We start from the raw sequence: 25,177 nt of genomic DNA, 5'->3' as shown, positions 1-25,177 counted from the left end.
TCGCTACTTCGTCATCAACACCACGCCACTCACGCTGGCGCTGACGCTGGCCTTGCCGGCCTCTACCGGCAGGGCCTCGTCGGCCATGGCGGCGGACTTGAAGCGCGCCATCGGCGCGGCCATGGGCTGAGGCATATGGCTGTCGGCGCTCACCGTGACCTCGCCGATCTGGTAGCCGCCATAGCCGAACTGGCGCGCATAGTCGGCCGCCTTGGCCTTGTAGCGCGCAATCGCCTGTGCCACCACCTCGCTCTCCTGCTTCTCGCGCGCCTCGCGCGAGAGGCTGTAGCCCACGCCGGCGATGCTCATGCTGCTGACGCGGCCGGTCAGCTGCGCGATCGTGGCCATGTCCCTGCCCTCCACCATCAACTCGGCCGAGCCCTGCCAGCCATTGATGCCGCCCTTGGGGGCATAGCGCGGATAGAGCGAGAAGTTGCCCGCCTGCACCTCCACCGCGCCGGGCTTGGCGATCTTGCGCGCCTCGGCCAGGGCCGCGTCCAGCGCCTGCTTGAGCTGGCTCTGCACCTGGCCGGCATCGCTGCCCTCCTTGGTGATGGCGAAGCGCACCGCGAGCGTGTCGCGCGGCACTTCCACACTGGCGCTGGCAGTCAGGCTGAGGGCGTCGCGGCGCGGCGCCTCGGCCGCGGCGCTGGCGGCGAGCGCCAGCGCCATCACGGCGACGGGGATGGTGGCTGTGGGTTTCATGATCCTCCTTCGTGGGCGGCATGCCCTGTTGGAGCCAGCATAGCGTCCGCGCCGCGCCGGCCGTTGACCACCATGGCCCGGATCAAGCAAGTGTTACCAAGCTGTAACGACTGCTGCGAGCTGCAAGACCCCGACAAAAAACGGCTCACAATGCCTCTGTTACAAATTCAGGAGTCGCGCCATGAGCAGCAGCAACGCCCGCCCCAATCGCATCCTGGTCGTGGACGACGACGCCCGTATCCGCGACCTGCTGCGCCGCTACCTCACCCAGGAAGGCTTTGACGTGCTGCTGGCCGAGGACAGCAAGGCCCTCAACAAGCAGCTCACGCGCGAGACCGTGGACCTGATCGTGCTGGACCTGATGCTGCCCGGCGAGGACGGCCTGTCGATCTGCCGGCGCCTGCGCGGCGGCAACGACAACACCCCCATCATCATGCTCACCGCCAAGGTCGAGGAGGTGGACCGCATCGTCGGCCTGGAGGTGGGCGCCGACGACTACCTGGCCAAGCCCTTCAACCCACGCGAGCTGCTGGCCCGCATCAACGCGGTGCTGCGCCGCCGCCCGCCGCCGGAAGCACCCGGTGCGCCCTCCAAGGAGGCCGAGACGGTGACGTTCGGTCCCTTCGAGTTCGACCTCGCGCTGCGCCGCCTCTCCAAGGGCGGCGAGGCCCTGCCGCTCACCACCGGCGAGTTCTCGATGCTGAAGGCGCTGGTGCGCCACCCGCGCCAGCCGCTCTCGCGCGACAAGCTGGCGCAGCTGGCGCGCGGCCGCGAGTTCGAGCCCTTCGACCGCAGCCTGGACGTGCAGATCTCGCGCCTGCGCAAGCTGCTGGAGGCCGACCCCGCCCAGCCGCGCTACATCCAGACGGTATGGGGCGTGGGCTATGTGTTCGTGCCTGACGAAGCAAGCTGATGCCCCACCCCAGGCTGGCGCTGAATCTGTTCTGGCGCACCTTTGCCCTGCTGGCGATTCTGCTCACCGGCGGTGTGCTGGCCTGGCAGCAGACCTTCAAGGTGCTGGAGGCCGAGCCGCGCGCGCTCGAGGCGGCGCACCAACTGGCCGGCTTGGTCAACCTCAGCCGCATCGCACTGACCAATACCGACAGCATCAACCGCGTCGCGGTGATCAAGTCGCTCACCAGCGAGGATGTGCTGGTCGAGGTGGCCGAGGTCACCGACCAATGGCAGCCCTTTGACCTCAGCCCCTTTGGCAAGCAGCTGGCCCAGGCCCTGCGCGCGCGCCTCGGGAACAACACCGTGGTGGCGCGCAGCCTGAACGGGCGCGCCGGCCTGTGGGTGCGCTTCGGCATCGGCGACGACCAGTTCTGGCTGCGCACCAGCCCCGAGCCGCTCTCGGTTTCGTTCAGCAACAACTGGTGGTGGGTGCTGATCGCCTTCATGGCCACGCTGCTGGGCTCGGTGGCGATCGCGCGCCTGATCAACCAGCCGCTGCGCGAGCTGAGCGTGGCGGCCGGCCGCATCCGCGAGGGCGAGTACGACTCGCGCCTGGACGAGAACACCCGCACCAGCGAGATCCGCGAGGTCAATATGGGCTTCAACCGCATGGCGCGCGAGCTTGCCAAGCTGGAGGAAGACCGCGCGGTGATGCTGGCCGGCATCTCGCATGACCTGCGCACCCCGCTGGCGCGGCTGCGCCTGGAAATGGAAATGAGCGTCTCCGACGAACAGGCGCGCCAGTTCATGGCGCAGGACATCGACCAGCTCGACGCCATCATCAGCAAGTTCATGGACTATGCGCGGCCCACCGAACTCGCGCTGGAGGCGATCTCGCTGATCGACCTGGTCGAGCGCGAGGCCCAGGGCTTTCGCGATCCCGGCCAGATCCGCATCCGCATCGAGATCCCCGCCGAACTCAAGGTCTGGGCCGACCACACCGAGCTGGGCCGCGTGCTGCTGAATCTGCTGGAGAACGCGCGCCGCTACGGCCACCAGGAGGGCGAGCCGGCGCTGGTGGAGATCAGCGCCCAGCCCCAGGGCGGCGAGGTGCTGCTGCAGCTGCGCGACCATGGCCCGGGCGTGCCCGAGGACAAGCTGGCGCGCCTGACCACGCCCTTCTACCGCGGCGACAGCGCGCGCACCTCGGCCACCGGCGCCGGCCTGGGGCTGGCGATCGTGGAGAAATCGCTGCAGCGCCTGGGCGGCTTCGTGCACATCGCCAATGCCGCCGATGGCGGGCTGGTGACGGTGCTGCGGCTGCGCCGCGCCAGCTGATCAGGCGCCGGCAAGCAGGCAGACCGCGCGCGCCTCGATCGCGCGGCCCTCACCCACCGGCCCCATCTGCTCGGCCGTCTTGGCCTTCACATTGACCTGCGCCAGCTCGATGCCCAGCACTTCGGCCAGACGCGCGCGCATGGCCGGGATATGCGGCGCCATCTTGGGCGCCTGGGCCACGATGGTGGCGTCCAGATTGACGATCAGCCAGCCCTCGGCGCGCACGCGCCGGTAGGCCTCGGCCAGCAGCACCATCGAGTCCGCGCCCTTGAACTCGGCCGCGGTGTCGGGAAAGAGCTTGCCGATATCGCCCAGCACGGCCGCACCCAGCAGCGCGTCGGTGATGGCATGCGCCAGCGCATCGGCGTCCGAGTGGCCCAGCAGGCCGTGGCTGTGCGGGATCGCAACGCCGCCCAGAATCAGCGGGCGGCCGGTCACCAGGGCGTGGGTATCCCAGCCTTCGCCGATGCGCAGGGGTGGGAGCTGGTGGTTCATGCAGGCCTCGGCGGTGTTTTGCAAAGGCGGTGAGCTTATCGCACTCAACAACAGCGCCGGACTGCGTTATGGTGGCGGCCGCGATGCCCTCCATGATCCAACGCCGACTGCCCCTCCTGCTCCTGACCCTGCACATGGCCCTGCTCATGGCCGCGCCGCTGCGCGCCGAGCCGCTCGATCCCCCGCCGCGCCCCAAGATCGGCCTGGTGCTCTCGGGCGGTGGCGCCCGCGGGCTGGCGCATATCGGCGTGCTCAAGGTGCTGGAGGAGCTGCGCGTGCCGGTAGACCTGGTGGTGGGCACCAGCATGGGCGCGGTGGTGGGCGGCGCCTATGCCAGCGGGCGCAGCATCGCCGAGCTGCAGGACTTCGTGCTGCGCAGCGACTGGGATGCCATCCTGGCCGACCGTCCGCCACGGCAAGACCTGACCCTGCGTCGCCGTATCGAGGACCAGCTCGTGCCCTCGCGCCTGGAGCTGGGCCTGAGCCGCGCCAACGGCGCCAGCCTGCCGCCCGCCGCGGCCGGCAACAGTGCGCTGGAGTTCACGCTCGAAAGCCTGGTGCCCGACGACATCGCCGAGCAGCCGATCAGCCAGCTGCGCCTACCCTTTCGCGCCATCGCCACCGATCTGCTCAATGGCGAGCTGATCGAGATGGTGGACACGCCGCTGTTCCTCGCCATGCGCGCCTCGATGGCGGTGCCCGGCGTGTTCGCGCCGGTGCGCGTGAACGGCCGGCCGGTGGTGGACGGCGGCCTGGTGCGCAACCTGGGCGTGGACATCGCTCGCAAGATGGGTGCCGAGCTGATCATCGCGGTGAACGTGGGTTCGCCGCTGCTGGAGGCGCGCGAGATCACCAGTGCGGTGGGCGTGGCCAACCAGATGCTGCAGATCCTCACCAACCAGAACGTCGAGCGCTCGCTGCGCCAGCTGCAGCCCCAGGACGTGCTGATCGACCCCGACCTTGGCAATCTCAGCTTCATGGACTTCACGCGCCAGGCCGAGGCGCTGGACGCCGGCCAGCGCGCCGCCATGGCCGCGCACGAGCGCCTGCGTGCGCTGTCGCTGAGCGCCGAGGCCTATGCGGCCCAGGAGCAGCTGCGCCGCAGCGCCCCCGGCAACCTCGCCAAGGCCCTGCCGCTGGCCAGCCTCGCGATCGAGGGCGCGCAGCGCAGCAACCCCGAGGCCTTGCGCAATGAGCTGGACCTCAAGGTGGGCCAGCCGATCAGCCAGGCCGAGATCAACAAGGCCGCCGCCCAGCTCTATGGCAGCGGCGATTACGAACGCGTGGACAGCCAGGTGCAGGATCGCGACGGCCAGCGCCATGTCACCCTGCATGTGGCCGAGGCCGACTGGGCACGCAGCCGCCTGCGCCTGGGGCTGGAGCTCTACAGCAATTTCGCCGACGCGAATCGCTTCTCGCTGGTGGCCATGCATGTGGCGACCTGGCTGAACGCCTGGGGCGCCGAGCTGCGCAGCACCGGCCGCATCGGTGCCGAACGCGGCCTGGGCACGCAGCTGATGCAGCCGCTGGGCCCGGGCTCGCCCTGGTATCTCAGCGGCACGTTGGAATACCAGGCGGGCGGCAGTGACCTGTTCGAAAACGGCCGCCGCACCCTGCGCCTGGCCTCCAGCTCGGGCAGCGCCAGCCTGGCGCTGGGCCGCAAGCTGGGCAACTGGGGCGAGGTCGAGCTGGGTATGGCACGCACGCGCAGCTCGGCGCATGTGGAAATCCCCGCCGATCCAAGCCAGCCCGAGTCCACCGTCACCTTCCAGCAGCAGTTCGCGCAAGTCAGCGTGGACACGCTGGATTCGCTCGGCTTTCCCAGCCGCGGCGTGCTGCTGAATGCGCAGTACCAGCGTTTCCGCCATGCCGAGCAGCAGGCGCATCAATTCGGCGCGCTGGGCCTGGCGGCCTTCCGTGCCGGGATGTGGGCAGGCCATCTATACGGCGAGTGGGGCCATACCGACCTGAACAGCACCAGCCCGCTGGGCGGCTTTCTGCGCCTCTCGGGCACGGCCGACCAATCGCTCAGCGGCCGCAGCAGCGCACTCGCGCGCATGGTGATGGCGCGCCGCATCGGCCATATGCCGATCGGCCTAGGCGGCGCGGTGCGCGCCGGTTTCTCGATGGAGCTGGGCGGCGTGAGTGCTGAGCGCACGCTGCCGCGCCTGGGCGAGCTCAAGCTCGCGTGCAGCGGCTTCCTGGCGGTGGACACGCGCTTCGGCCCCTTCTACCTGGCCGCCGGCGGCACCAAGGGCGGCGGCGCCTCGCTCTACCTCTATCTCGGCCCGATCTGGTGAGCGTGTCTGGCCGCTCAGCGCCGCATCGCGGTGAAGGCGGCGAATTCCCAGGAGCGCAGGCCCACCAGCAGGGTGAAGCCGTCGCGCGCCTCGGGCTGCAGGCGCTGGTCGTCCTGGTGCAGGCGCGCCAACTCGGCGGCGAGTTGATGGATCTTGTGCACCAGGCCCTTGGCGCTGGGGTCGGAGAGCCGCCCGTGCACGCACAGCAGGGTCTCGCCGGCGCCATCGAAACGGCCGGCAAAGTAGTCGTCCACCACATGGCTGCGGAAGAACTGCTGCACCGGCCCGTCGGGCTGCCAGCGGAACGCCAGCGAGACACGCAGCCGGTAGCGGTTCAGCGGCTTGAGCTCGATCAGCGAGAGCCGGTCCAGCTTTACCAGGCAGGCCACGAGCTGCGGTTCGCTGAGCCGGTAGGTCTCCAGCATCTGCGCCACGCTCCAATGGCCCAGGCAGCAGATCGCCACCAGCAGCAGATGCGGGTCCTGCACCAGCGAACGCTCCTGGGCCAGCGTGAGGGTATCGGCCTGCGGTACCGCGTCGGCGGCCTGGCGCAGCACATCCTCGAGCGCCACGCCCACCGCCTTGCAGACCTGGGCCAGCCGGGAGAGGCTCATATCGCCCTGCGAGAACACCCTCTTGATGCTGGACTCGCTCATACCCAGGCGCTGCGCCAGGGTCTTGTAGGTCACGCCGGCGGCGCGCATCTCGGCCTTCAGCACCTGCATCAATAGTTCCGGACCGCTCATCGCTGCTCCCCCTGGCGTGTTGGTATCGAATCCTAGTACCGCCGGGGGCATGCGGCGGTTCGTCACAGCGCCCGCTGGCGCGCCCGGCCGGCAGCGGCAACACTGCGCCCCTGTTGGCCCATGGCGGCCAGGGAGCACAGATGAACGCAAGACTGCAAACCCGCTTGACCATGCTGCTGGCGATCGCCGCGGCCTGCGTCATGACCTGCCGTGCCGAGGCCGATGTGCTGGTGGGCCCCTATGCGGGTGCGAATGCCGGCCTCTACAGCCGCTACGAGCTGAGCTGCGACCAGGCGCTGGCCTGCGACCGCAGCGCCAGGCTCAGCGGCAAGGTCTACGGCGGCTATGCCTTCGGCCAGTTCGGCTTTGAGGCCATGGCCTACCAGATCGGCGCGGCCCAGGGCCAGGCCGGCACGCTGCGCAGCTCGGGCGTGGCCCTGCTGGGCGTGCTGCCGCTCAACAGCGGCGACTTCACCTTCAAGGGCAAGCTGGGGCTCGCCTACGCGCGCGGCACGGCGCGGCAAGACGGTGCCAGCAGCAGCAAGTCCAGCGTGCAGCCGGTGCTGGGCACCAGCTTTGCCTACACGATCAGCAAGTCCGTGTCGGTCAATGCCGACTGGGATCAGCTGCGCGCCAAGACCGGCAGCGAAGGCCCGCGCACCCGCATCAATATGTTCTCGCTGGGTCTCAGCGTGCACTTCTAAGGAGGAGAAAACCGGGGCCCGGGATCGACAGCGAAGTGCCAGCGGGCCAGGTGAATTTCAAGCGGCGGTACAGCCGCGTTTTTTTTGACTTCCGACAATCATTCCCAGGGAGGGAGCCATGCGAACAACAAACACCCACGGCGGCCTCGCCTCGGCCCTGCTGGCAGGCGCCCTGCTGGCCGGCTGCGGCGACAACCCGGATCCGGCAAGACCTGACCCCAAGCCAGCCTACCTGGCGCAGATCCGGCGCACCGACTATGGCCTGCCGCATATCTCGGCCAGCGACGAGCGCGGCCTGGGCTATGGCGTGGGCTATGCCTATGCCGAGGACAACTTCTGCCTGCTGGCCGACACCCTGCTCACCGTCAACGGCGAGCGCTCCAAGTATTTTGGCGCGCAGGCCAGCTACGACGTCGGCGGCGAGGACGCGCCCAATCTGCCCAGCGACCTCTACTACAAGCTGATCAACGAGCCCGCCCTGGTACAGGCCAGCTGGGAGCGCCAAACGGCCGAGATGCAGGCCCTGGTGCAAGGTTATGTGGCGGGGGTGAACCGCTACCTGCGCGAGGTCGGCGGCGCGAACCTGCCCGCGGCCTGCAAGGGCCAGCCCTGGGTGCGCGAGATCAAGGCGCTGGACCTGGTGCGCCTGATGCGCCATTTCGCGATGATTGAGGACGCGCCCGTGCTCATGCCGGGCCTGTTCCAGACGGTGCCGCCCACCGCCACCTCGGCCGCCGCGGCCAATGCGGCCCCCGCCAGCCTGACCCTGAGGCGCACGCTGCAGGTGGAAGCAAGCCGCAGCCGCAAGGCGCATCTGGGCAGCAATGGCGTGGCCCTGGGCAAGGACGCCACCGAGTCCGGCGCCGGCCTGCTGCTGGCGAATCCGCATTTCCCCTGGACCGGCGCGGCACGCTTTTACCAGCTGCACCTCACCATCCCGGGCAAGCTCGATGTGATGGGCGCCTCGCTGTCGGGCCTGCCGGTGGTGCATATCGGTTTCAACAAGGACCTGGCCTGGACCCATACCGTGACGGAGTCCAGACACTCGACCCGCTACCTGATCCAGCTCGACGCGCAGGATCCGATGCGCTACCAGATCGATGGCCAGCCGCGCAGCCTCAGCAGCAAGGAGATCAGCATCGAGGCACGCAATGCCGGCGGCGGCATCGACATCATCAAACGCCGCATCTATGCCAGCGAGCAGGGTCCCATCGTCGCCTGGGACCGCCAGAGCGCGGTGGCGCTGCGCTCGGCCAACCTCGACAACGACCGCATGCTGCAGCAATGGTGGGCGATGGACCAGGCCAAGAGCCTGGAGGAACTGCAGGGGGCGCTGGAGCGCATCGTCGGCACCCCCTGGGTGCAGACCATCGCCGCCGACAAGCCCGGCCGCGCGCTCTACGCCAATATCACGCCGGTGCCCGCCGTTTCGGCCGCCAAGCTTGCCGCCTGCGTGCCGGCGGAATTCCGCGCCGAGGCCGCCCAGGGCCAGTTGGTCCTGAACGGCAACCAGAGCAACTGCGCCTGGGACGAGCACGCCGATGCGGTGCACAAGGGCATCATGCCGGGCGCCCAACTACCCAGCTTGTTGCGCAACGACTATGTGCAGAACAGCAACGACAGCGCCTGGATGAGCCACGCCACGCAGCGCCTTACCGGCTACCCGGCCATCGTCAGCCGCGAGGCTGTGCCACTCAGCGGCCGCACCCGCATCGGCCTGCAGCAGATCGCCGCACGCCTGCAGGGCAGCGATGGCCTGGGCGGCCAGCGTTTCAATGCCGAGCTGTTGCAGCGCATTGCCTTCTCGAACCGCTCCTCCTCCGCCACGCATTTGCTGACGGGCCTGCGCAGCGCCTGCGAAGGCGTCGGCATGCAGTCGACCAGCAGCGGCGCCATGGTGGACCTGGGCAAGGCTTGCACCGTGCTGCAGGCCTGGGACGGCAAGGCCGAACTCACAAGCATAGGCTGGCCGCTCTACGAGGTCTGGCTCAACATCATGCAGGCCAGCGAGCAGGACTTCTGGGCCATACCTTTCGACAGCGCCGACCCGGTGCACACGCCGCGCGGCCTGCGTGTGGCCGATGCCGAGGTGCGGGCGCTGGCGCAGCGTGCCCTCGCCGATGCGATGCAGTGGCTGGACGGCCAGGGCCTGGACTACCGCAAGCCCTGGGGCGAGTTGCAAGTGGCGCAGCGCGGCGCCAAGCGCATTCCCATGCATGGCGGCGGCAGCGACGACATCTACAACTACATCGTCAGCCGCCCCATCGGCGATGGGCAGAGCGACACCATCTACGGCTCGTCAATCGTGCTGACGGTGTCGTTCGATGGCCAGACACCCAAGGCGCAGGGCTTCCTGAGCTACTCGCAGTCCAGCAACCCGGCCTCGCCTCACTATGGCGACCAGACCGAACGCTTCAGCGCCAAGCAATGGATCAGCTGGCCCTTCAGCGAAGCGGCCATCGCGGCCGACCCCAAGCTGACAAGCAAGACCTTGTCCGAGTAAGGGCTCAAACGCGGCTGCGCAGCAGGCGCTCGGCCAGCGCGAAGTCCGCCGGCCAGGTGACCTTGAAGTTCTCCAGGCTGCTGGCCACCAGCAGGGGACTATGGCCCAGGGCTTCGATGGCGCTGGCCTCGTCGGTGACGGCAGCGCCGTCCTGGGCCAGGGCCTGGGCCAGCGCCGGCTGCAGCAGGCCCAGGCGGAACATCTGCGGCGTCTGCGCCGCCCACTTGCCCTGCCGGTCCACCGTCGCGGCCACGCGCCCGCCCTGCTCCACCTTCAGGGTATCGGCCAGCGGCAGGGCCAGCAGGCCGCCCACCTCGTCAGCCGCGCAGGCAGCGATCAGTTGCTCGACCCAGGCGGGCTGCAGCAGGCAGCGCGCGGCGTCATGCACCAGCACCCAGTCATGCGGCCGGGCGCCGCGCGCCTGCAACTCGCGCAGGCCGGCGGCCACGGTGTCGGCGCGCGTGGCGCCGCCGCAGCGCGCCACCCAGGCCGTCGCGCCCTCGAACTCGGGCAGCAGGGTCTCGAACAGATCGTCCTCGGGCGACAGCAGCACCAGGGTGGCGGCAAGACCTGGCACCCGGCGCAGTGCGGCCAGGGTGTGGGCCATCATCGGACGCCCTGCCAGGCTCACGTATTGCTTGGGGCCGGCGGCGCCGGAACGCGCGCCCACGCCCGCGGCAGGCACCAGGGCATAGCAGCGCGGCTGCAGGCCTGTTGGATCATTGCTCATTGGAAGGATTCTAGAAGGCCGTCGGGACCCGCCATGGGCGCGTGCAACAAACCGTGATGCGCGCGCTGATCGGATAGCATGGAGATGCGCAATGCCGCAAGCTTGCATATCACGGAGGGCAAGGGTCGGATGCCGTACCCGGGGCCGCTCCCCATCACCAGGCGCACCTTTGCATGCCCACCATCCAGACATGGCTAAAGCCGCTGAGCGAGAGCTCGCGCGGTGCGCGCCTGGTGCTGCTGCTGTTTGCTGCGCTGATGATGGTGGCCATCGTCGCTCAGACCTGGCTGGCGATCCGCCAGGACCAGGCCATGACCTTGCAGGCCGAGCGCGAGCATGGCCTCACCGCGGTACGCCTGCTGGAGGAGCATGCCAAGCAGATCCTCACCGACGCCGACGGCAATATCAACTCGCTGATGCGCGCCATCGAGCTGGAGCGGCGCGAGCAGCCCGCCAGCGACGCGCTGATTCGTTCGGTGCTGGCGCGCGCCCAGCCCGTCAACCGCATCCTCACCTCCTTCCAGTTCGTCAACACCCAGGGCGTGGCCGCGGTCAGCACCACCGACTACCCGGCCTACCAGACCGACGCCGATGAGCGCGGCTACATCGGCTACCTGCTCAAGCACCCGCTGCAAGCGGCGCCGGTGCTGGGCCGGCCTTTTGCGCGTTATTACGACGGCGAGCTGATCCTGCCGCTGGCGCGCAACTACGCCAGCTCGGACGGCGAATACCACGGCGTGCTGAGCACCGACATCAGCGTGGCCTATTTCAGCAAGTTCTACCGCCACGTTGCCGAGGACAGCCACGCCCTCGTCTCGCTGCTGTCGCACGAGGGCTTTCTGATCGTGCGCACCCCGCACAAGGACAGTTATGTAGGCCTGGATGTCTCGGCCTCGCCCACCTTCGCGCGGCTGCGCAGCGCCGCCGCTGAAGGCATGTTCGAGGGCAGCAACTTCCTCGACGCCGAGGGCCTCACGCCGCGCCTGTACTTCTACAAAAGGGTCGAGGGCTATCCACTCACCGCCATCTATGCGCGTGCGATGGACGAGGTGCTGGCGGGCTGGCATATTCGCAGCCGCGACCGCATCGCCTTCGGCGCCGCCATGCTGCTGTTCGTGGGCCTGCTGAGCTTCTTCCTGCTGCGCCATATCCGCCGGCTCGAGAGCTCGCGCATCTCGCTCAAGCAGAGCCAGGCCAAGTTCGCCAACATCTTCCAGCATTCGCCCGTGCCACTGGCCCTGGTGCGGCTGGCCGACGACTGCTTCGTCGAGGCCAACGAGGCCTTTTTGACGCTGTTCGCCTACCGGGCCGAGGACTTCATCGGCCGCACGCCGCTGCAGCTGGGCATCTGGGCCGACTATGCGGACCGCCAACCCTATCTGGAACGGCTGGACCGCGACGGCCGGCTCAGTGAGTACGAGGTGACCCTGGTGAACCAGCGCGGCGAATTCATGCGCTGCCTGGTCTCGGCCCAGGTGTTCGAGTCCGACGAGGGCCGCATCCTGATCTTCTCGCCGGTGGACGTGACCCAGCAGCGTGCCGCCGAGGGCCGGCTGCGCCAGCTGGAGCTGCAGCTGCGCGACAAGCAGAAGATGGAGGCCATCGGCACGCTGGCCGGTGGCATCGCACACGATTTCAACAACATCCTCGCCGCCATCCTGGGCAATGTGGGCATGGCACGCCAGGATCTGCCCAAGAGCCATGCGGTGCGCGGCTTCCTGGACGAGATCAACAAGGCGGCGCTGCGCGCGCGCGGTCTGGTGCAGCAAATCCTCGCCTTCAGCCGGCGCCAGCCGCACCAGCTGCTGGCCCAGCCGCTGCGCCCCATCGTCGCGGAGACCCTCAGCCTGCTGCGCGCCACCCTGCCCGCCCGCGTGGCCCTGGAAGCACAACTCAGCGACGAGCCCCTGGTCGTCGTGGCCGATGCCACCCAGCTGCAACAGGTGCTGATGAATCTGTGCACCAACGGCTGGCACGCGCTGGCCGGCAGCACCGGCCGCCTGACGGTGGGCTGCGCGCACATGCGGCTGGGCGACGACGCCGATGCGCGCCTTGCCCAGCTGCCGCGCGGCGACTACGCGCACCTGTGGGTGGCCGATACCGGCGTGGGCATGTCGGAGGAATTGCAGGCGCGCATCTTCGAACCCTTTTTCACCACCAAACCGGTGGGCCAGGGTACGGGTCTTGGGCTGGCGGTGGTGCATGGCATCGTGGCCGCGCACCAGGGCGCCATCACGGTGGACAGCCAGCCGGGCCAGGGCAGCACCTTCCACGTCCTGCTGCCGCTGGTGAACCAGGCGGCCGCCGCTGTCGAGGCTGCCAACTCCCAGGCCGCGGCGCTTGATGGCGGCGGCCAGGAGCATGTGCTCTATCTGGACGACGACGAGGTGATGCTGCTGATGGTGGAGCGCCTGCTCAAGCGCGCGGGCTACCGCGTCAGCTGCTGCCAGCAGGCGGGCGAGGCGCTGGCCCTGCTGGCCGACCGGGCGCAGGGCGTGGACCTTTTCATCACCGACTTCAACATGCCCGAGATGTCCGGCCTGGAGGTGGCCGCGCTGGCGTTGGAGCTGCGCCCTGGCCTGCCGGTGCTGATCAGCTCGGGCTTCGTCACCGACGACTTGCTGGCCGGGGCTCAGCGCGTCGGCGCGCGCGCGGTGCTGCAGAAGCAGAACACGCTGGAAGAGCTGCCGGGGCTGATACGCCGCACGCTGCAGGGCTAAACTTCGCCCCCCATGCAAATCAGCAGCTTCCTCCAGCGCCTGCGCGCGCTGGGCGCCAATCCCCAGCACGAGCAACGCGTGCTGCGCGACTGGCTGCTGGGCCGCAGCCATGAGGCCGGGCGCCGCAAGTTGGAAGACTTTCTGCCGCTGCGCCTGCGCGAGGCCCTGCCCGGCCTGGACGCCGAGCTGCGGGGCCTGGCAAGCCTGGTCTCCAGCCACCCGGGCGAGGACGGCTCGGCGCGCATGCTGGTGCGCCTGGCCAACGGCCAGACGGTGGAGAGCGTGCTGCTGCCGCGCGAGGGCCTGTGCGTGTCCAGCCAGGTTGGTTGCGCAGTGGGCTGCCAGTTCTGCATGACCGGGCGCGACGGGCTGCTGCGCCAGCTCACGAGCGGCGAGATGCTTGCCCAGCTGGTGCTGGCGCGCGCGCAGCGGCCGGTCAGGAAGGTCGTGTTCATGGGCATGGGCGAGCCCTCGCACAACCTCGACAACGTGCTGGAGGCGATCGCGCTGATGGGCACACTGGGCAATATCGGCCACAAGAACCTGGTGTTCTCCACCGTAGGCGACCCGCGCGCCTTCGAGCGCTTGCTGCAGGGGCCGGTGAAACCGGCGCTGGCGCTCTCGCTGCATACCAGCAAGGCGGCACTGCGCGAGCGCCTGCTGCCGCGCGCGCCGCGCCTCACGCCCGAGCAGCTGGTCGAAGCCGGCGAGCACTATGCGCGCAGCAGCGGCTACCCGATCCAGTACCAATGGACCCTGCTGGAGGGAATCAACGATGGCCCCGACGAGCTCGATGGCATCGTGCGCCTGCTCAAGGGCAGGTACGGCATCCTCAACATGATTCCCTACAACAGCGTGCCCGAACTGCCCTTCCAGCGCCCCAGCTGGGAGCGGGCACGCGCCATCGCGCGCGAGCTGCACCAGCGCGGCGTGCTCACCAAACTGCGCGATTCAGCGGGCCAGGACGTGGACGGCGGCTGCGGCCAGCTGCGCGCCAGGGCGCTGCAGGGCGAGCCGCAAGCGCTGCGGGTGCTGCGGCGCCAGCGGTGAACTAATTCACGCCGCGGCCGCTTGCGGCCTCCGCCAGCCCTCGTTCACGGGGCCGTTTCGTGGGTTCCTTCACTGGTCGGCCAGCGTACGCCCACGATACTCGCGCCACCTTTTGCAACCAGACCCCGCGCCATGAAGCTCCGCCTGCTCGCCTTCGCCTCGTTCGCCATCGCCTGCGGCGCCCATGCCAGCGTCATCACCTTCGAAACCGCCACCACGGGCGCCGGCGCGCAGGCCAGCGCGGCGGACTACCTCAGCATCGTGAGCGGCGCAATGGCCGATGCCAGCCATCGCCAGACCCAGCTGGGTCTGTACGACGGCGTCAGCAACCACGCGGTGTTCGGCGGCAGCGTCTTCAACGTCGCCTATATGTCGACCATAGACTTCGGTGTCAGCGACGCGCTGGCGGGCGTATGGTCGCTGCGCGCCGGCGTTGACTTCGGTCGTGGCGGCGCGGTGTTCCTGGACGGTGTGGCGCTGGGCTTCAAGAGCACCGATATGTGGTGGAACGGCGGCTACGCCGACGTGAACCAGTCCTTCCAGTTCAGCAATGTCAGCATCTCCGCAGGCAAGCACCGCTTGAAGATCGTGGGCCTGGAAGGCTGCTGCGACGGCAACACCCAGGCACAGTTCTCCAGCAATGGCCGCGGCTTCCAGACCTTCGCTGCCAACGACGGCCTGGTGCAGCGCGTGCCCGAGCCCGGCACCCTGGCCTTGCTGGCGGGCAGCCTGGGGGCCTTGGGACTGAGCCGGCGCCGCAAGCGCTGAACCGCGCCGCAGCTGCCTACAATGACAACAGCCCCACCCAGGGGCTGTTGTCATTTGTACGCCACGCTGGACCCCCATGCAGCTGCCCCTGATCCATCCCGGCAAGAAGTTCAACCAGCCCCGACCCACCGGTTCGGCCGATGCCCTGCTGCTGGCGCGCTTCATACGCCAGCAGCGCGCGGCCGGCCGGCTCAGCGCCATCGTCACCGCCGAGCCGGGCGATACCCAGCGCCTCGAAGACGAGCTCAAGTTCTTCGCCCCCGAGCTGCGCGTGGCGGTGTTCCCCGACTGGGAGACCCTGCCCTACGACACCTTCAGCCCGCACCAGGACCTGATCTCCGAGCGCCTGGCCACGCTCTGGCAGCTACTGCAGTCGCAGGGCAAGCCGATGGAGCAGCGCGAGGTCGACGTGGTGCTGCTGCCCGCCACCACGGCCCTGACGCGCCTGGCACCGCCCAGCTTCTTGGCCGCCACCACCTTCCACTTCAAGCTGAAGCAAAGGCTGGACGAGGCCAGCCTGAAGTCCCAGCTGACCCTGGGTGGCTACAGCCATGTGAGCCAGGTGGTCTCGCCGGGCGAGTACGCGGTGCGCGGTGGCCTGATCGACCTGTTCCCCATGGGCTCGCCGGTGCCCTACCGGGTCGACCTGTTCGGCGACGAGGTCGATTCGATCCGCACCTTCGACCCCGACAGCCAGCGCAGCCTTTACCCGGTGCCGGAGGTGCGCCTCTTGCCGGGCCGCGAATTTCCCATGGACGAGGCGGCGCGCCAGGCCTTTCGTTCGCGTTGGCGCGAGAAGATGGATGGCGACCCGAGCAAGTCGCGCCTGTACAAGGACATGGCCCAGGGCATCGCCACCGCCGGCATCGAGTACTACCTGCCGATCTTCTTCGAGCAGACCGCCACCATCTTCGACTTCCTGGGCGCCGATTGCGCCCTGGCCCTGCATGGCGAGGTGGACGAGGCGCTCAAGCGCTTCTGGACCGACACCCGCGAGCGCCACCGCTTTCTGCAGCACGACCCCGAACGGCCGCTGCTGCCACCGGAGGAGATCTTCCTGCAGGTGGAGGACTTCTTCAGCCTTACCCATGCGCATGCCGTGCTGGCCATCCGCGGCACCGAGCCGGTGGACTATGCCCGCCCCCTGCCCGATGTGAGCGTGGAACGCGGTGCGCAGGAGCCGCTGGCGCGCCTGGCCGAGCATCTGAAGAGCACGCCGCACCGGGTGCTGCTCTTGGCCGAAAGCGAGGGCCGGCGCGAGAGCCTGCTGGAGCTGCTGCGCGACAACAAGATCGACCCACCCTCGGTGTCAGGTCTTGCCGAGTTCGAGTCCTCGGACGAAAAGTTCGCGATCACCGCGGCGCCGCTGGCGGCAGGCTTCTTCTGGTACGAGCCGGAGGGTGGCAAGGTCATTCAACTTTTCACCGAGACCGAGCTCTTCGCCACCACGCCGACGACGCGCAGGCGCCGCAAGCAGGAGCAGGTCAGCGACGTCAACGCGCTCATCAAGGACCTCTCCGAGCTCAAGGTGGGCGACCCGGTGGTGCATGTGAACCATGGCATCGGGCGCTACCAGGGCCTGATCAATATCGACATCGGTGACGGCGCTTCCGAGTTCCTGCATCTCGAATACGCCGACAAGGCCACCCTCTATGTGCCGGTGGCCCAGCTGCACCTGATCAGCCGCTACACCGGTGTGAGCGCCGAGGAGGCGCCGCTGCACCGCCTGGGCTCGGGCCAGTGGGAGAAGGCAAAGCGCCGCGCCGCCGAGCAGGTGCGCGACACCGCGGCCGAGCTGCTCAATCTCTACGCGCGCCGGGCCGCGCGCGAGGGCCATGCCTTCCGCTACTCGCCGCACGACTACGAGGCCTTCGCGGCCAGCTTCGGCTTCGAGGAAACACCCGACCAGCGCGCCGCCATCCATGCGGTGATCCAGGACATGATCTCGCCCAAGCCCATGGACCGCCTGGTCTGCGGCGACGTGGGCTTCGGCAAGACGGAAGTTGCGCTGCGCGCCGCGTTTGTGGCGGTGATGGGCGGCAAGCAGGTAGCACTCTTGGCGCCCACCACGCTCCTGGCCGAGCAGCATTACCAGAACATTGCCGACCGCTTCGGCAAATGGCCGGTGAAGGTGGCGGAGATGAGCCGCTTCCGCTCGGCCAAGGAGATCAAGGCCGCGATGGAGGGCCTGGCCGACGGCAGCATCGACATCGTCATCGGCACGCACAAGCTGCTCTCGGCCGAGGTCAAGTTCAAGCGCCTGGGCCTCTTGATCATCGACGAGGAGCACCGCTTCGGCGTGCGCCACAAGGAGGCGATGAAGGCGATGCGGGCCGAGGTGGATGTGCTGACGCTCACCGCCACGCCGATCCCGCGCACCCTGGGCATGGCGCTGGAAGGCCTGCGCGACCTCAGCGTGATCGCCACCGCGCCGCAGCGCCGCCTGGCCATCAAGACCTTTGTGCGCGCCGAGAGCAGCGGCACCATCCGCGAGGCGGTGCTGCGCGAACTCAAGCGCGGCGGCCAGGTCTACTTCCTGCACAACGAGGTCGAGACCATCGAGAACCGGCGCCAGAAGCTGGAGGAGCTCTTGCCCGAGGCGCGCATCATCGTCGCCCATGGCCAGATGCCCGAGCGCGAGCTGGAGCGGGTGATGCGCGAGTTCGTGGGCGGCAAGCACAACGTGCTGCTGTGCTCCACCATCATCGAGACCGGCATTGACGTGCCGACGGCCAACACCATCGTCATCAGCCGCGCCGACAAGTTCGGCCTGGCCCAGCTGCACCAGCTGCGCGGCCGTGTCGGCCGCTCGCACCACCAGGCCTATGCCTATCTGATGGTGCCCGACATCGAGGGCCTCACCAAGCAGGCGGCGCAGCGCCTGGAGGCGATCCAGGCGATGGAGGAGCTGGGCTCGGGCTTCTACCTCGCGATGCACGACCTGGAGATCCGCGGCGCCGGCGAGGTGCTGGGCGAGAACCAGAGCGGCAATATGATGGAAGTCGGCTTCCAGCTCTACAACGAGATGTTGTCGGAGGCGGTGCGCTGCCTGAAGGCCGGCAAGGAGCCGGATCTGTTGTCACCGCTGTCGGCCACCACCGAGATCAATCTGCACGCCCCGGCCCTGCTGCCCGACGCCTATTGCGGCGACGTGCATGTGCGGCTCTCGCTGTACAAGCGCCTGGCCACGGCCGACAAGCCGTCACAGATCGACGCGATGCTGGAAGAGATCACCGACCGCTTCGGCAAGCTGCCGGCGCAGGGCCAGACCCTGTTTGACACGCACCGCCTGCGCGTGTTGGCCAAGCCCTATGGTGTGGCCAAGATCGACGCGGCGCCCACGGTGATGAACATCAACTTCCGCCCGAATCCGCCCATCGACGCGATGCGCGTGATCGAGCTGGTGCAGAAGAACAAGACCATCAAGCTGGTGGGCAACGACAAGCTGCGCATCGACAAGGCGCTGAGCGACCCGAAGGACCGCGCACAAGCGATCCGGGAGGTGCTCCGCCTCTTGGGCAATCCCATCAAGCAAGACTGAACAAAATGACAGAACTCGTGACCCAGGGCTTCACGCCCCCGCTGCGTTTGAGCGACTACAAGCTCGCCGCTTTCGACATGGACTCGACCCTGATCAACATTGAGTGCATCGACGAGATCGCCGATGCCGCCGGCCGCAAGGCCGAGGTGGCGGCCATCACCGAGGCCGCCATGCGTGGTGAGATCACCGACTTCAAGGACAGCCTGCGCCGCCGCCTGGCGCTGCTCAAGGGTGTGCCCGTATCGGCCTTGGAAGCCGTGCTGAAGGAGCGCCTGCGCTTCAACCCCGGTGCGCGCGAACTCTGCGCGGCGCTCAAGGCCGCCGGCCTCAAGCTGGTGCTGGTGTCAGGCGGCTTCACCTTCTTCACCCGTTACGTCGCCGCCGAGCTGGGCATGGACTGGATGCGCAGCAACGAACTCGAGATCGTCGACGGCGCGCTCAGCGGCGGCCTCATCGCGCAGCCCTGGGGCGAGATCTGCGACGGCGAGGAAAAGCGCCGCATGCTGCTGCAATGCGCCGCTGAGATCGGCGCCCTGCCGGGCCAGTGCATCGCCGTCGGCGACGGCGCCAACGACCTGCCCATGATGGGCGCGGCCGGCCTCTCGGTGGCCTACCACGCCAAGCCCCGCGTGCGCGAGCAGGCCATGGTGGCGATCAACGAGGGCGGGCTGGACCGGCTGCTGAGCCTGTTCCAGCCAGCCCAGGCTGCTTATTAACGCCGACGCCGCGCCAGAAAGCCCACCGCCACCAGACCGGCCAGCAGCATCGCATAGCTGGACGGCTCGGGCACCTGGGGCGTGAAGCCGCCACCGTTGTTGCCGAAGTCCCAGTTGGTGTTCTGAGCATCGACCGTGGCGGAATTGAACACCGTGCCGAAAATGCCCACGCCGCCCAGGCCGCCCTGCTGCGCGCCGGAGTCCAGCGCGGCGCCATAGGGCAGCTCGATCGAGCTGATCTTGCCGGTGTTGAAGAAGTCGGCCGTGCCGTTCGACCAGGCCCAGTTGTACTGGTAGAGGTCGACCGTGAACGGTGTGCCGTACTGGAACAGCAGTTTCTTGAACACCGTCCTGGAACCCGTCCAGTCGGCATCGCCGGCCGAGGTGGAGATGGAAAAATCGCTCTGGTAGCTGACGCCGGCGGTGTCGGTAAACGACGAACGCGCGCGCGCATACAGGCTCGCCGAGCCCTGCCAATTCGGATCACTGAGGGCTGGGAAGCCGCCATCGACCGTAAGGCCAACCAGGATCGCGCCATAGCTGCCCAGCGGCCGGTCGGCGGTGGGGCCGATATACATCTGCTGGTGCCAGGAGGCAAAGGCATCGGTGCTCAGCTGGCTGTTGGGCGAATTGGCCAAGTTCCCGGCGGCATCTACGGTGCTCGCCTGTATCGCCGTGCGCAGCTTCAGGCCGTCGGCCTCGGCCTTGCCCTGGTAGGCAAAGCCATACTGGCCCATGCTGGTGACGATGTCGTAGACCGGATCGCCGGTGCCGCCCTGGCCAGCCGGCACGCTGTAGTTGACCGTGGCCACACCGGTGGAGGTCTGCCCGGCCTGCAACCAGCGGTAGTCCGAGGGCAGGTTGAGCTGGAAGCTCACGTCGCCCAGCAAGGGACTTGAATAGCTGCTGTTCAGATAACCGTAGACCTGCGCACTGCTGCTGAAAGTCAGCTCGGGATTGGCACTGACGGCCGATGCGCCCAGCAGCATGGCCATTGGCAGGGCCAGGCGCAGTTTCAAACCGGCCGCCATCGAGACCGCGCGCCATGCGCCGCAAACATGCTGCATGCTGAACTCCCTGAGATTGGTGGATGCCGGCGCATCCTATGCCCTATTGCAAGCCGCCAAGGCCCCTAAGGCGTGGGATCATCCCAGGGTCAGGGTCCCTTATGCAGGTGACGGGCGCTGATCACCACCCCATCCGCGTCGGCATACAGCCATTCGCCCGGGCGTATCCAGCAGCCATGCAATTGCAAGGGTAGCTCCGCCGAACCCTGGCCCTGGCGATCGGTGGGCATGGGCACATGGCCCAGCGCCAGGATGCCGGCCTGGGCCTGGCGCAGTTCGGCCAGGTCACGAACGCAGCCATGGACCAAGAGGCCGGCCCAGCCGTTCCTGGCCGCGGCAGCTGCGAGATTGCCGCCCAGTAGCGCTCGCCGCATCGAGGCGCCGCCGTCCACGACCAGCACGCGGCCCAAGCCCGGGCTTTCGACCGCGGCCTTCACCAGGCTGTTGTCGTCCAGGCAGCGCACCGTGCTGATGGGGCCGGCAAAACGCTCCAGGCCACCATAGCTGCGGTACACGCCGCCGGGCATGACGCGGAAGTCGCCGCTGGCGTCGCCCTTGTGGGCGTCGCAGAGGTCGCAGGTCGAGAAAGCCAAGCTCGTCATCATCATCATCGCCGCAGGCCCTTGTTGCTAGTTCGGGTCGGCCAGCACACGCACCTCGGCACCATGCAGGCTCACCAGCTGGCCGGCGCGGATCTTGGCGGTCTTGCGCGACTCGGGCCTGCCGTCCACCTGCACCATGCCCTCGGCCACCATCATGCGGGCACGCCCGCCGCTCTCGGCCAGGCCGGTGGCCTTCAAGAGGCTGTCCAAGGGAATGAACTCACCGCGCAACACGAAATCAATCTTTTCCATCAGCCGATTGTCCCAGACGCTGGCGTGCCGCCGCGCGGATGCTGCTCAGCGTGGCCCGGCTGGTCGAGACATCGGTGGCCAGGCGCAGATGGATCAGCGTCGGCTTGCCGGCCTGCAGTGCAGCGTCCAGCGCCGCGGCGAAATCCTCGGTGCGATCGACGCGCGCGGCGGCCCAACCATAGGCCAGGGCGAGCGCCGCGAAGTCGGGGTTGAAGAGATCGCTGCCCGAGACCCGCCCGGGATACTCGCGCTCCTGGTGCATGCGTATGGTGCCGTAGCTGCCGTTGTCCACCAGCACGCAGATCAGCTTGCGTGCGCCGTAGCCGGTGGCGGTGGCGAGTTCCTGGCCGTTCATCAGGAAGTCGCCGTCGCCAGCGATGTTCACCACCCAGCGCTGCGGATCCAGCAAGCTGGCCGCCACCGCGGCCGGCAGGCCATAGCCCATCGCGCCGCTGGTGGGCGCGAGCTGGCTGCGCCCATGCTGCTGCAGCGCCGGGTATTGATGAAAGCGGTGCAGCCAGCCGCTGTAGTTGCCGGCACCATTGGTGAACAGGGTGCCCGCGGGGCAGCGGCTGGACAGCAGCTTCACCACCTCGGCCATGTCCAGCGGGCTCACCGGCTGCGGCACGAGATTGGCCTGGTAGTCGGCCTGGGCCTGGGCGGTCCAGTCGCCCCAAGTCACCGCATTCGGCGCGGCCAGGGTTTCGAGTGCCTGGGCAGCGCAGGACATGCTGGCATTGATGAGCAGATCGGCCGCGTAAACACGCCCCAGCTCCTCCGCGCCGGCGTGGATATGCACCAGGGTCTGGGCCGGGCGCGGCGCCTGCAGCAGGGTGTAGCCGCCGGTGGTCATCTCGCCCAGGCGCGCACCGATGGCGATCACCAGGTCGGCCTCCCGCACGCGCGCCGCCAGCTTGGGATTGATGCCGATGCCGACGTCGCCGGCGTACTGCGGATGGCGGTTGTCGAACAGGTCCTGGAAGCGGAAGGCACAGGCCACCGGCAAGGCCCAAGCCTCGACAAAGCGCTGCAGGGCGGCGCAACTCGCCGGGGCCCAGCCGCCGCCGCCCACCAGCACCAGGGGGCGCCTGGCGGCCAGCAGCTTCTCGCGCAAATCGGCCAGGGCGGCCGGTGCGGGCCAGGCCTGGGCGGCCTCGGCGCGCGCCAGCACCGGCGCGCTGGTGCTGCGCGTCAGCATGTCCTCGGGCAGCACCAGCACCACCGGGCCGGGCCGGCCCTGCATGGCGGTGTGGAAGGCGCGCGCCACATACTCGGGCAGGCGGTTCGGCTCCTGCACCTCGCCCACCCACTTGGCCATGCCCAGAGTGCCGGGCCCGAACATCTGGCGGTAGTCCAGTTCCTGGAAGGCCTCGCGGTCGCGCTGCTCGCTGGCCACCTGGCCGATGAAGAGAATCATCGGCGTGCTGTCCTGGAAGGCGGTATGCAGGCCGATGCTGGCATTGGTCGCGCCGGGGCCGCGCGTCACGAAACAGATGCCGGGCCGACCCGTCAGCTTGCCCTGGGCCTCTGCCATGAAGGCCGCGCCGCCCTCCTGGCGGCAGGCGATGAATCGAATCCGTTCGCGATGCTCGTGAAAGCCGTCCAGCACCGCCAGATAGCTCTCGCCGGGCACGCCGAAAGCGGTATCCACGCCCTGCGCAACAAGGGCCTCAACCAGCGCATGGCCGGCCAAACGAGAAGTCGGGGATGGTGCGGTGGTCGTCATGCTGGCGACTGTAGCGCCAGGCTCAGCCCGCCTGCCGGCGGGCCAAGCCCACCAGGCTGGCCGCCACGATGGCCAGCACCATGGCGAGCGCCGAGCCATAGAACACGCCTGCGGCCAGGCCGCGGTCCAGCAGCGCGCCGAAGATCGGCGCGGCCAGGGCAAAGCCCACGTCCAGACCCGAGTACACCGTGCCGTAGACGCGGCCGGTGGCGCCGGGCGGCGCCGCGCGCTTGATCAGCATGTCGCGCGAGGGCCCGGCCAGGCCGGTGCCAAAACCCGCCAGCGCGGCGACCCCTGCCGCCGCCAGCGCCGGCAGCACCCCGCTGCCGGCCAGCACCAGCGCCCCTGCCGAGGCGGCCATGGCCAGGCCGATATTGCGCTCCAGGCGGGCCGAGCGCGCCACCCAGAAGCCGCCAATGAACATGCCCAGGGCGCCGCTCAGCATGAAGCCGGTCACGACAAAGGCGGTGGCCTTGATCGGCAGGCCGTAGAGGCTGCTCAGGGCCGGGCTCGCGAAGCTCTGGATCGCGCTCAGCGCCGCGGTGCCAAAGAGGAAGAAGGAGAAACACAGCCACACCGAGGGCAGGCGCAGAAAGGCCATCGGGTGCTCGTCCTTGAGTGCCGGCGCGCCGGCCTTCTCATGCGCCCACTCGCCCTGGCCATCGTCGATGGCATCGCGCCTGAGCGCCAGCAAGCCCATCACCGCCAGCGCCAGCAGGGCCGTGCCCAGATAGGCGTAACGCCAGTTGCCGCTCAACTCGGTAATGCCGATGGAAACCACCGGCGCAATGGCCCAGCCCAGATTGCCCGAAATGCCATGCACCGAGAAGGCATGGCCCAGACGCGGCGGCGAGACGCGCTTGTTGAGGATGGTGAAGTCCACCGGATGGAAGGGCGCATTGCCAAGCCCGGCCAGCGCCGCGGCCAACAGCAGGCCCATGAATCCGCCGGCCAGGCCCGCCGCCAGCGAGGCCAGCACGAAGCAGCCGAGCGCGGCGAACAGCACCGGGCGTGCGCCGCTGCGGTCCACCAGAAAGCCCGCCAGGGCCTGGCCGATGCCGGAGATCACGAAGAAGGTGGTGACCAGCAGGCCGAGCTCGGAATAGCTCAGGCCAAAGTCGCGTATGAAGGCCGGGAACAGCGGCGGCAGCAGCATGTGAAAGAAATGCGAAGTGCCATGCGCCAGGCCCACCAGGCCTATGGTGCTGAAGTCCTTGCGCGCGGCCTCGGCGGCGGCCGGCAGGGGAAGGCTTGCGGTATGCGTCGTCATGGCCACGAGTTTGGCAGGATGGGCGCGGCCGGGTTGCGATAGTTCGCCAAATTCTGTTGAAATCCGGCCATGCCACGCCAGCGTCCAAACCCAAGCCCACGCCCGCGCACCAGCCTGCCGCCCCTGGACCCCTTGCGCTATGCGCCCAGCCTCGAGCACCCGGTGCGCGCCAAGGCACGGCTGATGGAGCACCACATGGACATCCAGGCGCACCAGCACGACTGGGGCCAGCTGGTGTTCTCGATCAGCGGCGTGGTGCGCGTCAACACCGCGCATGCCACCTTTCTGGTGCCGCCCTCGCGCGCGGTGTGGATACCGCCGCGCGTGGTGCATGCGGTGACGGCGGTGCAACGCTGCGACCTGCGCACGCTCTATCTGCACGCGAGCGCGGGCGAGACCGGCAGGGCCCAGGGCGCCTGGGCCGACTGTCGCGTACTGGAGGTTTCGCCGCTGCTGCGCGAGTTGGTGCTGCAGCTGGCGATTGATCCGGAGGCACGCGCCCTAAGGCCGCAAGACCATGCGCGCGAGCGCTGCATCGCCAGCCTGGTGCTGGACGAACTCGGCCGCGCCAGCAGCCTGCGCCTGGGCGTGGACCTGCCGCAGGACGCGCGCCTGCGCAAGCTCTGCGAGGCGGTGCTGGCCAACCCGGTGCGCCACGCGGCGCTGGCCGACTGGGCCGCCGAGGTGGGGGCCAGCGAGCGCACCATCTCGCGCCTGTTCCGCGAGCAGCTGGGCAGCAGCTACGCGCAATGGCGCAGCCAGGCGCTGCTGGCCCATGCCCTGGCGCTGGCGGCGCGCAAGCGCCCGATGAGCCTGATCGCGGCCGAGCTGGGCTATGCCAGCGCGAGCGCCTTCACCGCCATGGTCAAGCGCACCGTGGGCATGCCGCCGAGCAAGTTCTTCCAGGAGGCCTGAGCCGGCCCATCACTTCCACGCCCCCAGCACCAGCCCCATCACCGAGTAGGCCAGCATCTGATAGCCGCTGGTGATGAGTGAGTACCACAGGCCGCCATTCAGCAAACTCAGCGGAGCCGCCACAATCACGGCGGA

General features: G+C 68.7%; 20 protein-coding genes. 11 read left to right on the top strand and 9 right to left on the bottom strand.

Annotated elements, in window-relative coordinates; genetic code table 11:
• Positions 1-3: 3 nt before the first annotated feature.
• Complete coding sequence (locus WG898_RS05745; protein WP_339601805.1) at positions 4-705, bottom strand: SIMPL domain-containing protein; 702 nt, start codon at positions 703-705, stop codon at positions 4-6.
• A gap of 181 nt (positions 706-886) precedes the next feature.
• Here WG898_RS05745 and ompR point away from each other — a divergent pair, with 181 nt between their 5' ends.
• Positions 887-1,618: an osmolarity response regulator transcription factor OmpR gene (gene ompR / locus WG898_RS05740; protein ID WP_339601804.1), complete on the top strand. Its 732-nt coding sequence runs from the start codon at positions 887-889 to the stop codon at positions 1,616-1,618.
• A complete protein-coding gene (locus WG898_RS05735) occupies positions 1,618-2,937 on the top strand; it encodes an ATP-binding protein (protein WP_339601803.1) in 1,320 nt (439 codons plus the stop codon). The genes ompR and WG898_RS05735 overlap by 1 nt, the downstream gene beginning before the upstream one ends.
• On the opposite strand, the gene ispF is transcribed toward WG898_RS05735, so the two are convergent.
• The gene (gene ispF / locus WG898_RS05730; protein WP_339601802.1) at positions 2,938-3,432 is read right to left on the bottom strand and encodes a 2-C-methyl-D-erythritol 2,4-cyclodiphosphate synthase; all 495 of its coding nucleotides are present in this window, start codon (positions 3,430-3,432) and stop codon (positions 2,938-2,940) included. It lies immediately after the preceding gene.
• A gap of 92 nt (positions 3,433-3,524) precedes the next feature.
• Between ispF and WG898_RS05725 the strand changes: the two genes are divergently transcribed.
• Positions 3,525-5,732, top strand: coding sequence for a patatin-like phospholipase family protein (locus tag WG898_RS05725; protein ID WP_339601801.1), 2,208 nt, complete (start codon positions 3,525-3,527; stop codon positions 5,730-5,732).
• 14 nt (positions 5,733-5,746) lie between these two features.
• Here the strand turns inward: WG898_RS05725 and WG898_RS05720 are convergent, their stop codons facing one another.
• Positions 5,747-6,478 (bottom strand): helix-turn-helix domain-containing protein, encoded by a 732-nt coding sequence (locus WG898_RS05720; RefSeq protein WP_339601800.1) that lies wholly within the window; start codon positions 6,476-6,478, stop codon positions 5,747-5,749.
• 140 nt (positions 6,479-6,618) lie between these two features.
• Between WG898_RS05720 and WG898_RS05715 the strand changes: the two genes are divergently transcribed.
• A complete protein-coding gene (locus tag WG898_RS05715; RefSeq protein ID WP_339601799.1) occupies positions 6,619-7,182 on the top strand; it encodes an outer membrane beta-barrel protein in 564 nt (187 codons plus the stop codon).
• A 118-nt stretch (positions 7,183-7,300) separates the two neighbouring features.
• Positions 7,301-9,685: a penicillin acylase family protein gene (locus WG898_RS05710; protein WP_339601798.1), complete on the top strand. Its 2,385-nt coding sequence runs from the start codon at positions 7,301-7,303 to the stop codon at positions 9,683-9,685.
• A 4-nt stretch (positions 9,686-9,689) separates the two neighbouring features.
• Here the strand turns inward: WG898_RS05710 and ispD are convergent, their stop codons facing one another.
• A complete protein-coding gene (gene ispD / locus WG898_RS05705) occupies positions 9,690-10,415 on the bottom strand; it encodes a 2-C-methyl-D-erythritol 4-phosphate cytidylyltransferase (protein ID WP_339601797.1) in 726 nt (241 codons plus the stop codon).
• Between the two features lie 173 nt (positions 10,416-10,588).
• On the opposite strand from ispD, the gene WG898_RS05700 reads away from it, so the two are divergent.
• The 5 genes from WG898_RS05700 (at position 10,589) to serB (ending at position 19,210) form a co-directional block, all read left to right on the top strand.
• Positions 10,589-13,135: an ATP-binding protein gene (locus WG898_RS05700; protein ID WP_339601796.1), complete on the top strand. Its 2,547-nt coding sequence runs from the start codon at positions 10,589-10,591 to the stop codon at positions 13,133-13,135.
• Positions 13,136-13,147: 12 nt separating this feature from the next.
• A complete protein-coding gene (locus WG898_RS05695; RefSeq protein ID WP_339601795.1) occupies positions 13,148-14,185 on the top strand; it encodes an RNA methyltransferase in 1,038 nt (345 codons plus the stop codon).
• A gap of 132 nt (positions 14,186-14,317) precedes the next feature.
• On the top strand, positions 14,318-14,953 hold the full coding sequence (locus WG898_RS05690; RefSeq protein WP_339601794.1) for a CCXG family PEP-CTERM protein: 636 nt from the start codon (positions 14,318-14,320) through the stop codon (positions 14,951-14,953).
• Positions 14,954-15,029: 76 nt separating this feature from the next.
• Positions 15,030-18,494, top strand: coding sequence for a transcription-repair coupling factor (gene mfd, locus WG898_RS05685; protein ID WP_339601793.1), 3,465 nt, complete (start codon positions 15,030-15,032; stop codon positions 18,492-18,494).
• A 5-nt stretch (positions 18,495-18,499) separates the two neighbouring features.
• Positions 18,500-19,210, top strand: a complete 711-nt coding sequence (gene serB, locus WG898_RS05680; protein WP_339601792.1) for a phosphoserine phosphatase SerB — start codon at positions 18,500-18,502, stop codon at positions 19,208-19,210.
• Here serB and WG898_RS05675 read toward each other — a convergent pair.
• The 5 genes from WG898_RS05675 to WG898_RS05655 all read right to left on the bottom strand — a co-directional run bounded on the left by WG898_RS05675 (position 19,207) and on the right by WG898_RS05655 (position 24,127).
• Entirely contained in the window at positions 19,207-20,277 is a 1,071-nt protein-coding gene (locus tag WG898_RS05675) for a PEP-CTERM sorting domain-containing protein (RefSeq protein ID WP_339601791.1), read from the bottom strand. The two genes, serB and WG898_RS05675, sit on opposite strands and share 4 nt — an antisense overlap.
• Positions 20,278-20,366: 89 nt before the next feature.
• Positions 20,367-20,888, bottom strand: coding sequence for a ribonuclease E activity regulator RraA (gene rraA / locus WG898_RS05670; protein WP_339601790.1), 522 nt, complete (start codon positions 20,886-20,888; stop codon positions 20,367-20,369).
• Between the two features lie 18 nt (positions 20,889-20,906).
• Positions 20,907-21,131: an RNA-binding S4 domain-containing protein gene (locus WG898_RS05665; protein WP_339601789.1), complete on the bottom strand. Its 225-nt coding sequence runs from the start codon at positions 21,129-21,131 to the stop codon at positions 20,907-20,909.
• Positions 21,118-22,857, bottom strand: a complete 1,740-nt coding sequence (locus WG898_RS05660; protein WP_339601788.1) for a thiamine pyrophosphate-binding protein — start codon at positions 22,855-22,857, stop codon at positions 21,118-21,120. The genes WG898_RS05665 and WG898_RS05660 overlap by 14 nt, the downstream gene beginning before the upstream one ends.
• A gap of 22 nt (positions 22,858-22,879) precedes the next feature.
• On the bottom strand, positions 22,880-24,127 hold the full coding sequence (locus WG898_RS05655; protein WP_339601787.1) for an MFS transporter: 1,248 nt from the start codon (positions 24,125-24,127) through the stop codon (positions 22,880-22,882).
• Positions 24,128-24,196: 69 nt separating this feature from the next.
• On the opposite strand from WG898_RS05655, the gene WG898_RS05650 reads away from it, so the two are divergent.
• Entirely contained in the window at positions 24,197-25,042 is an 846-nt protein-coding gene (locus WG898_RS05650; protein WP_339601786.1) for an AraC family transcriptional regulator, read from the top strand.
• The last annotated feature ends 135 nt before the right edge of the window (positions 25,043-25,177 follow it).

Origin of the sequence: Paucibacter soli (assembly GCF_037482845.1) — a bacterium.
GTDB classification, from domain to species: domain Bacteria; phylum Pseudomonadota; class Gammaproteobacteria; order Burkholderiales; family Burkholderiaceae_C; genus Paucibacter_B; species Paucibacter_B soli.
The sequence above is the reverse complement of the archived record's forward strand: the minus strand, read 5'-3'. Positions and strand labels throughout refer to the sequence as shown.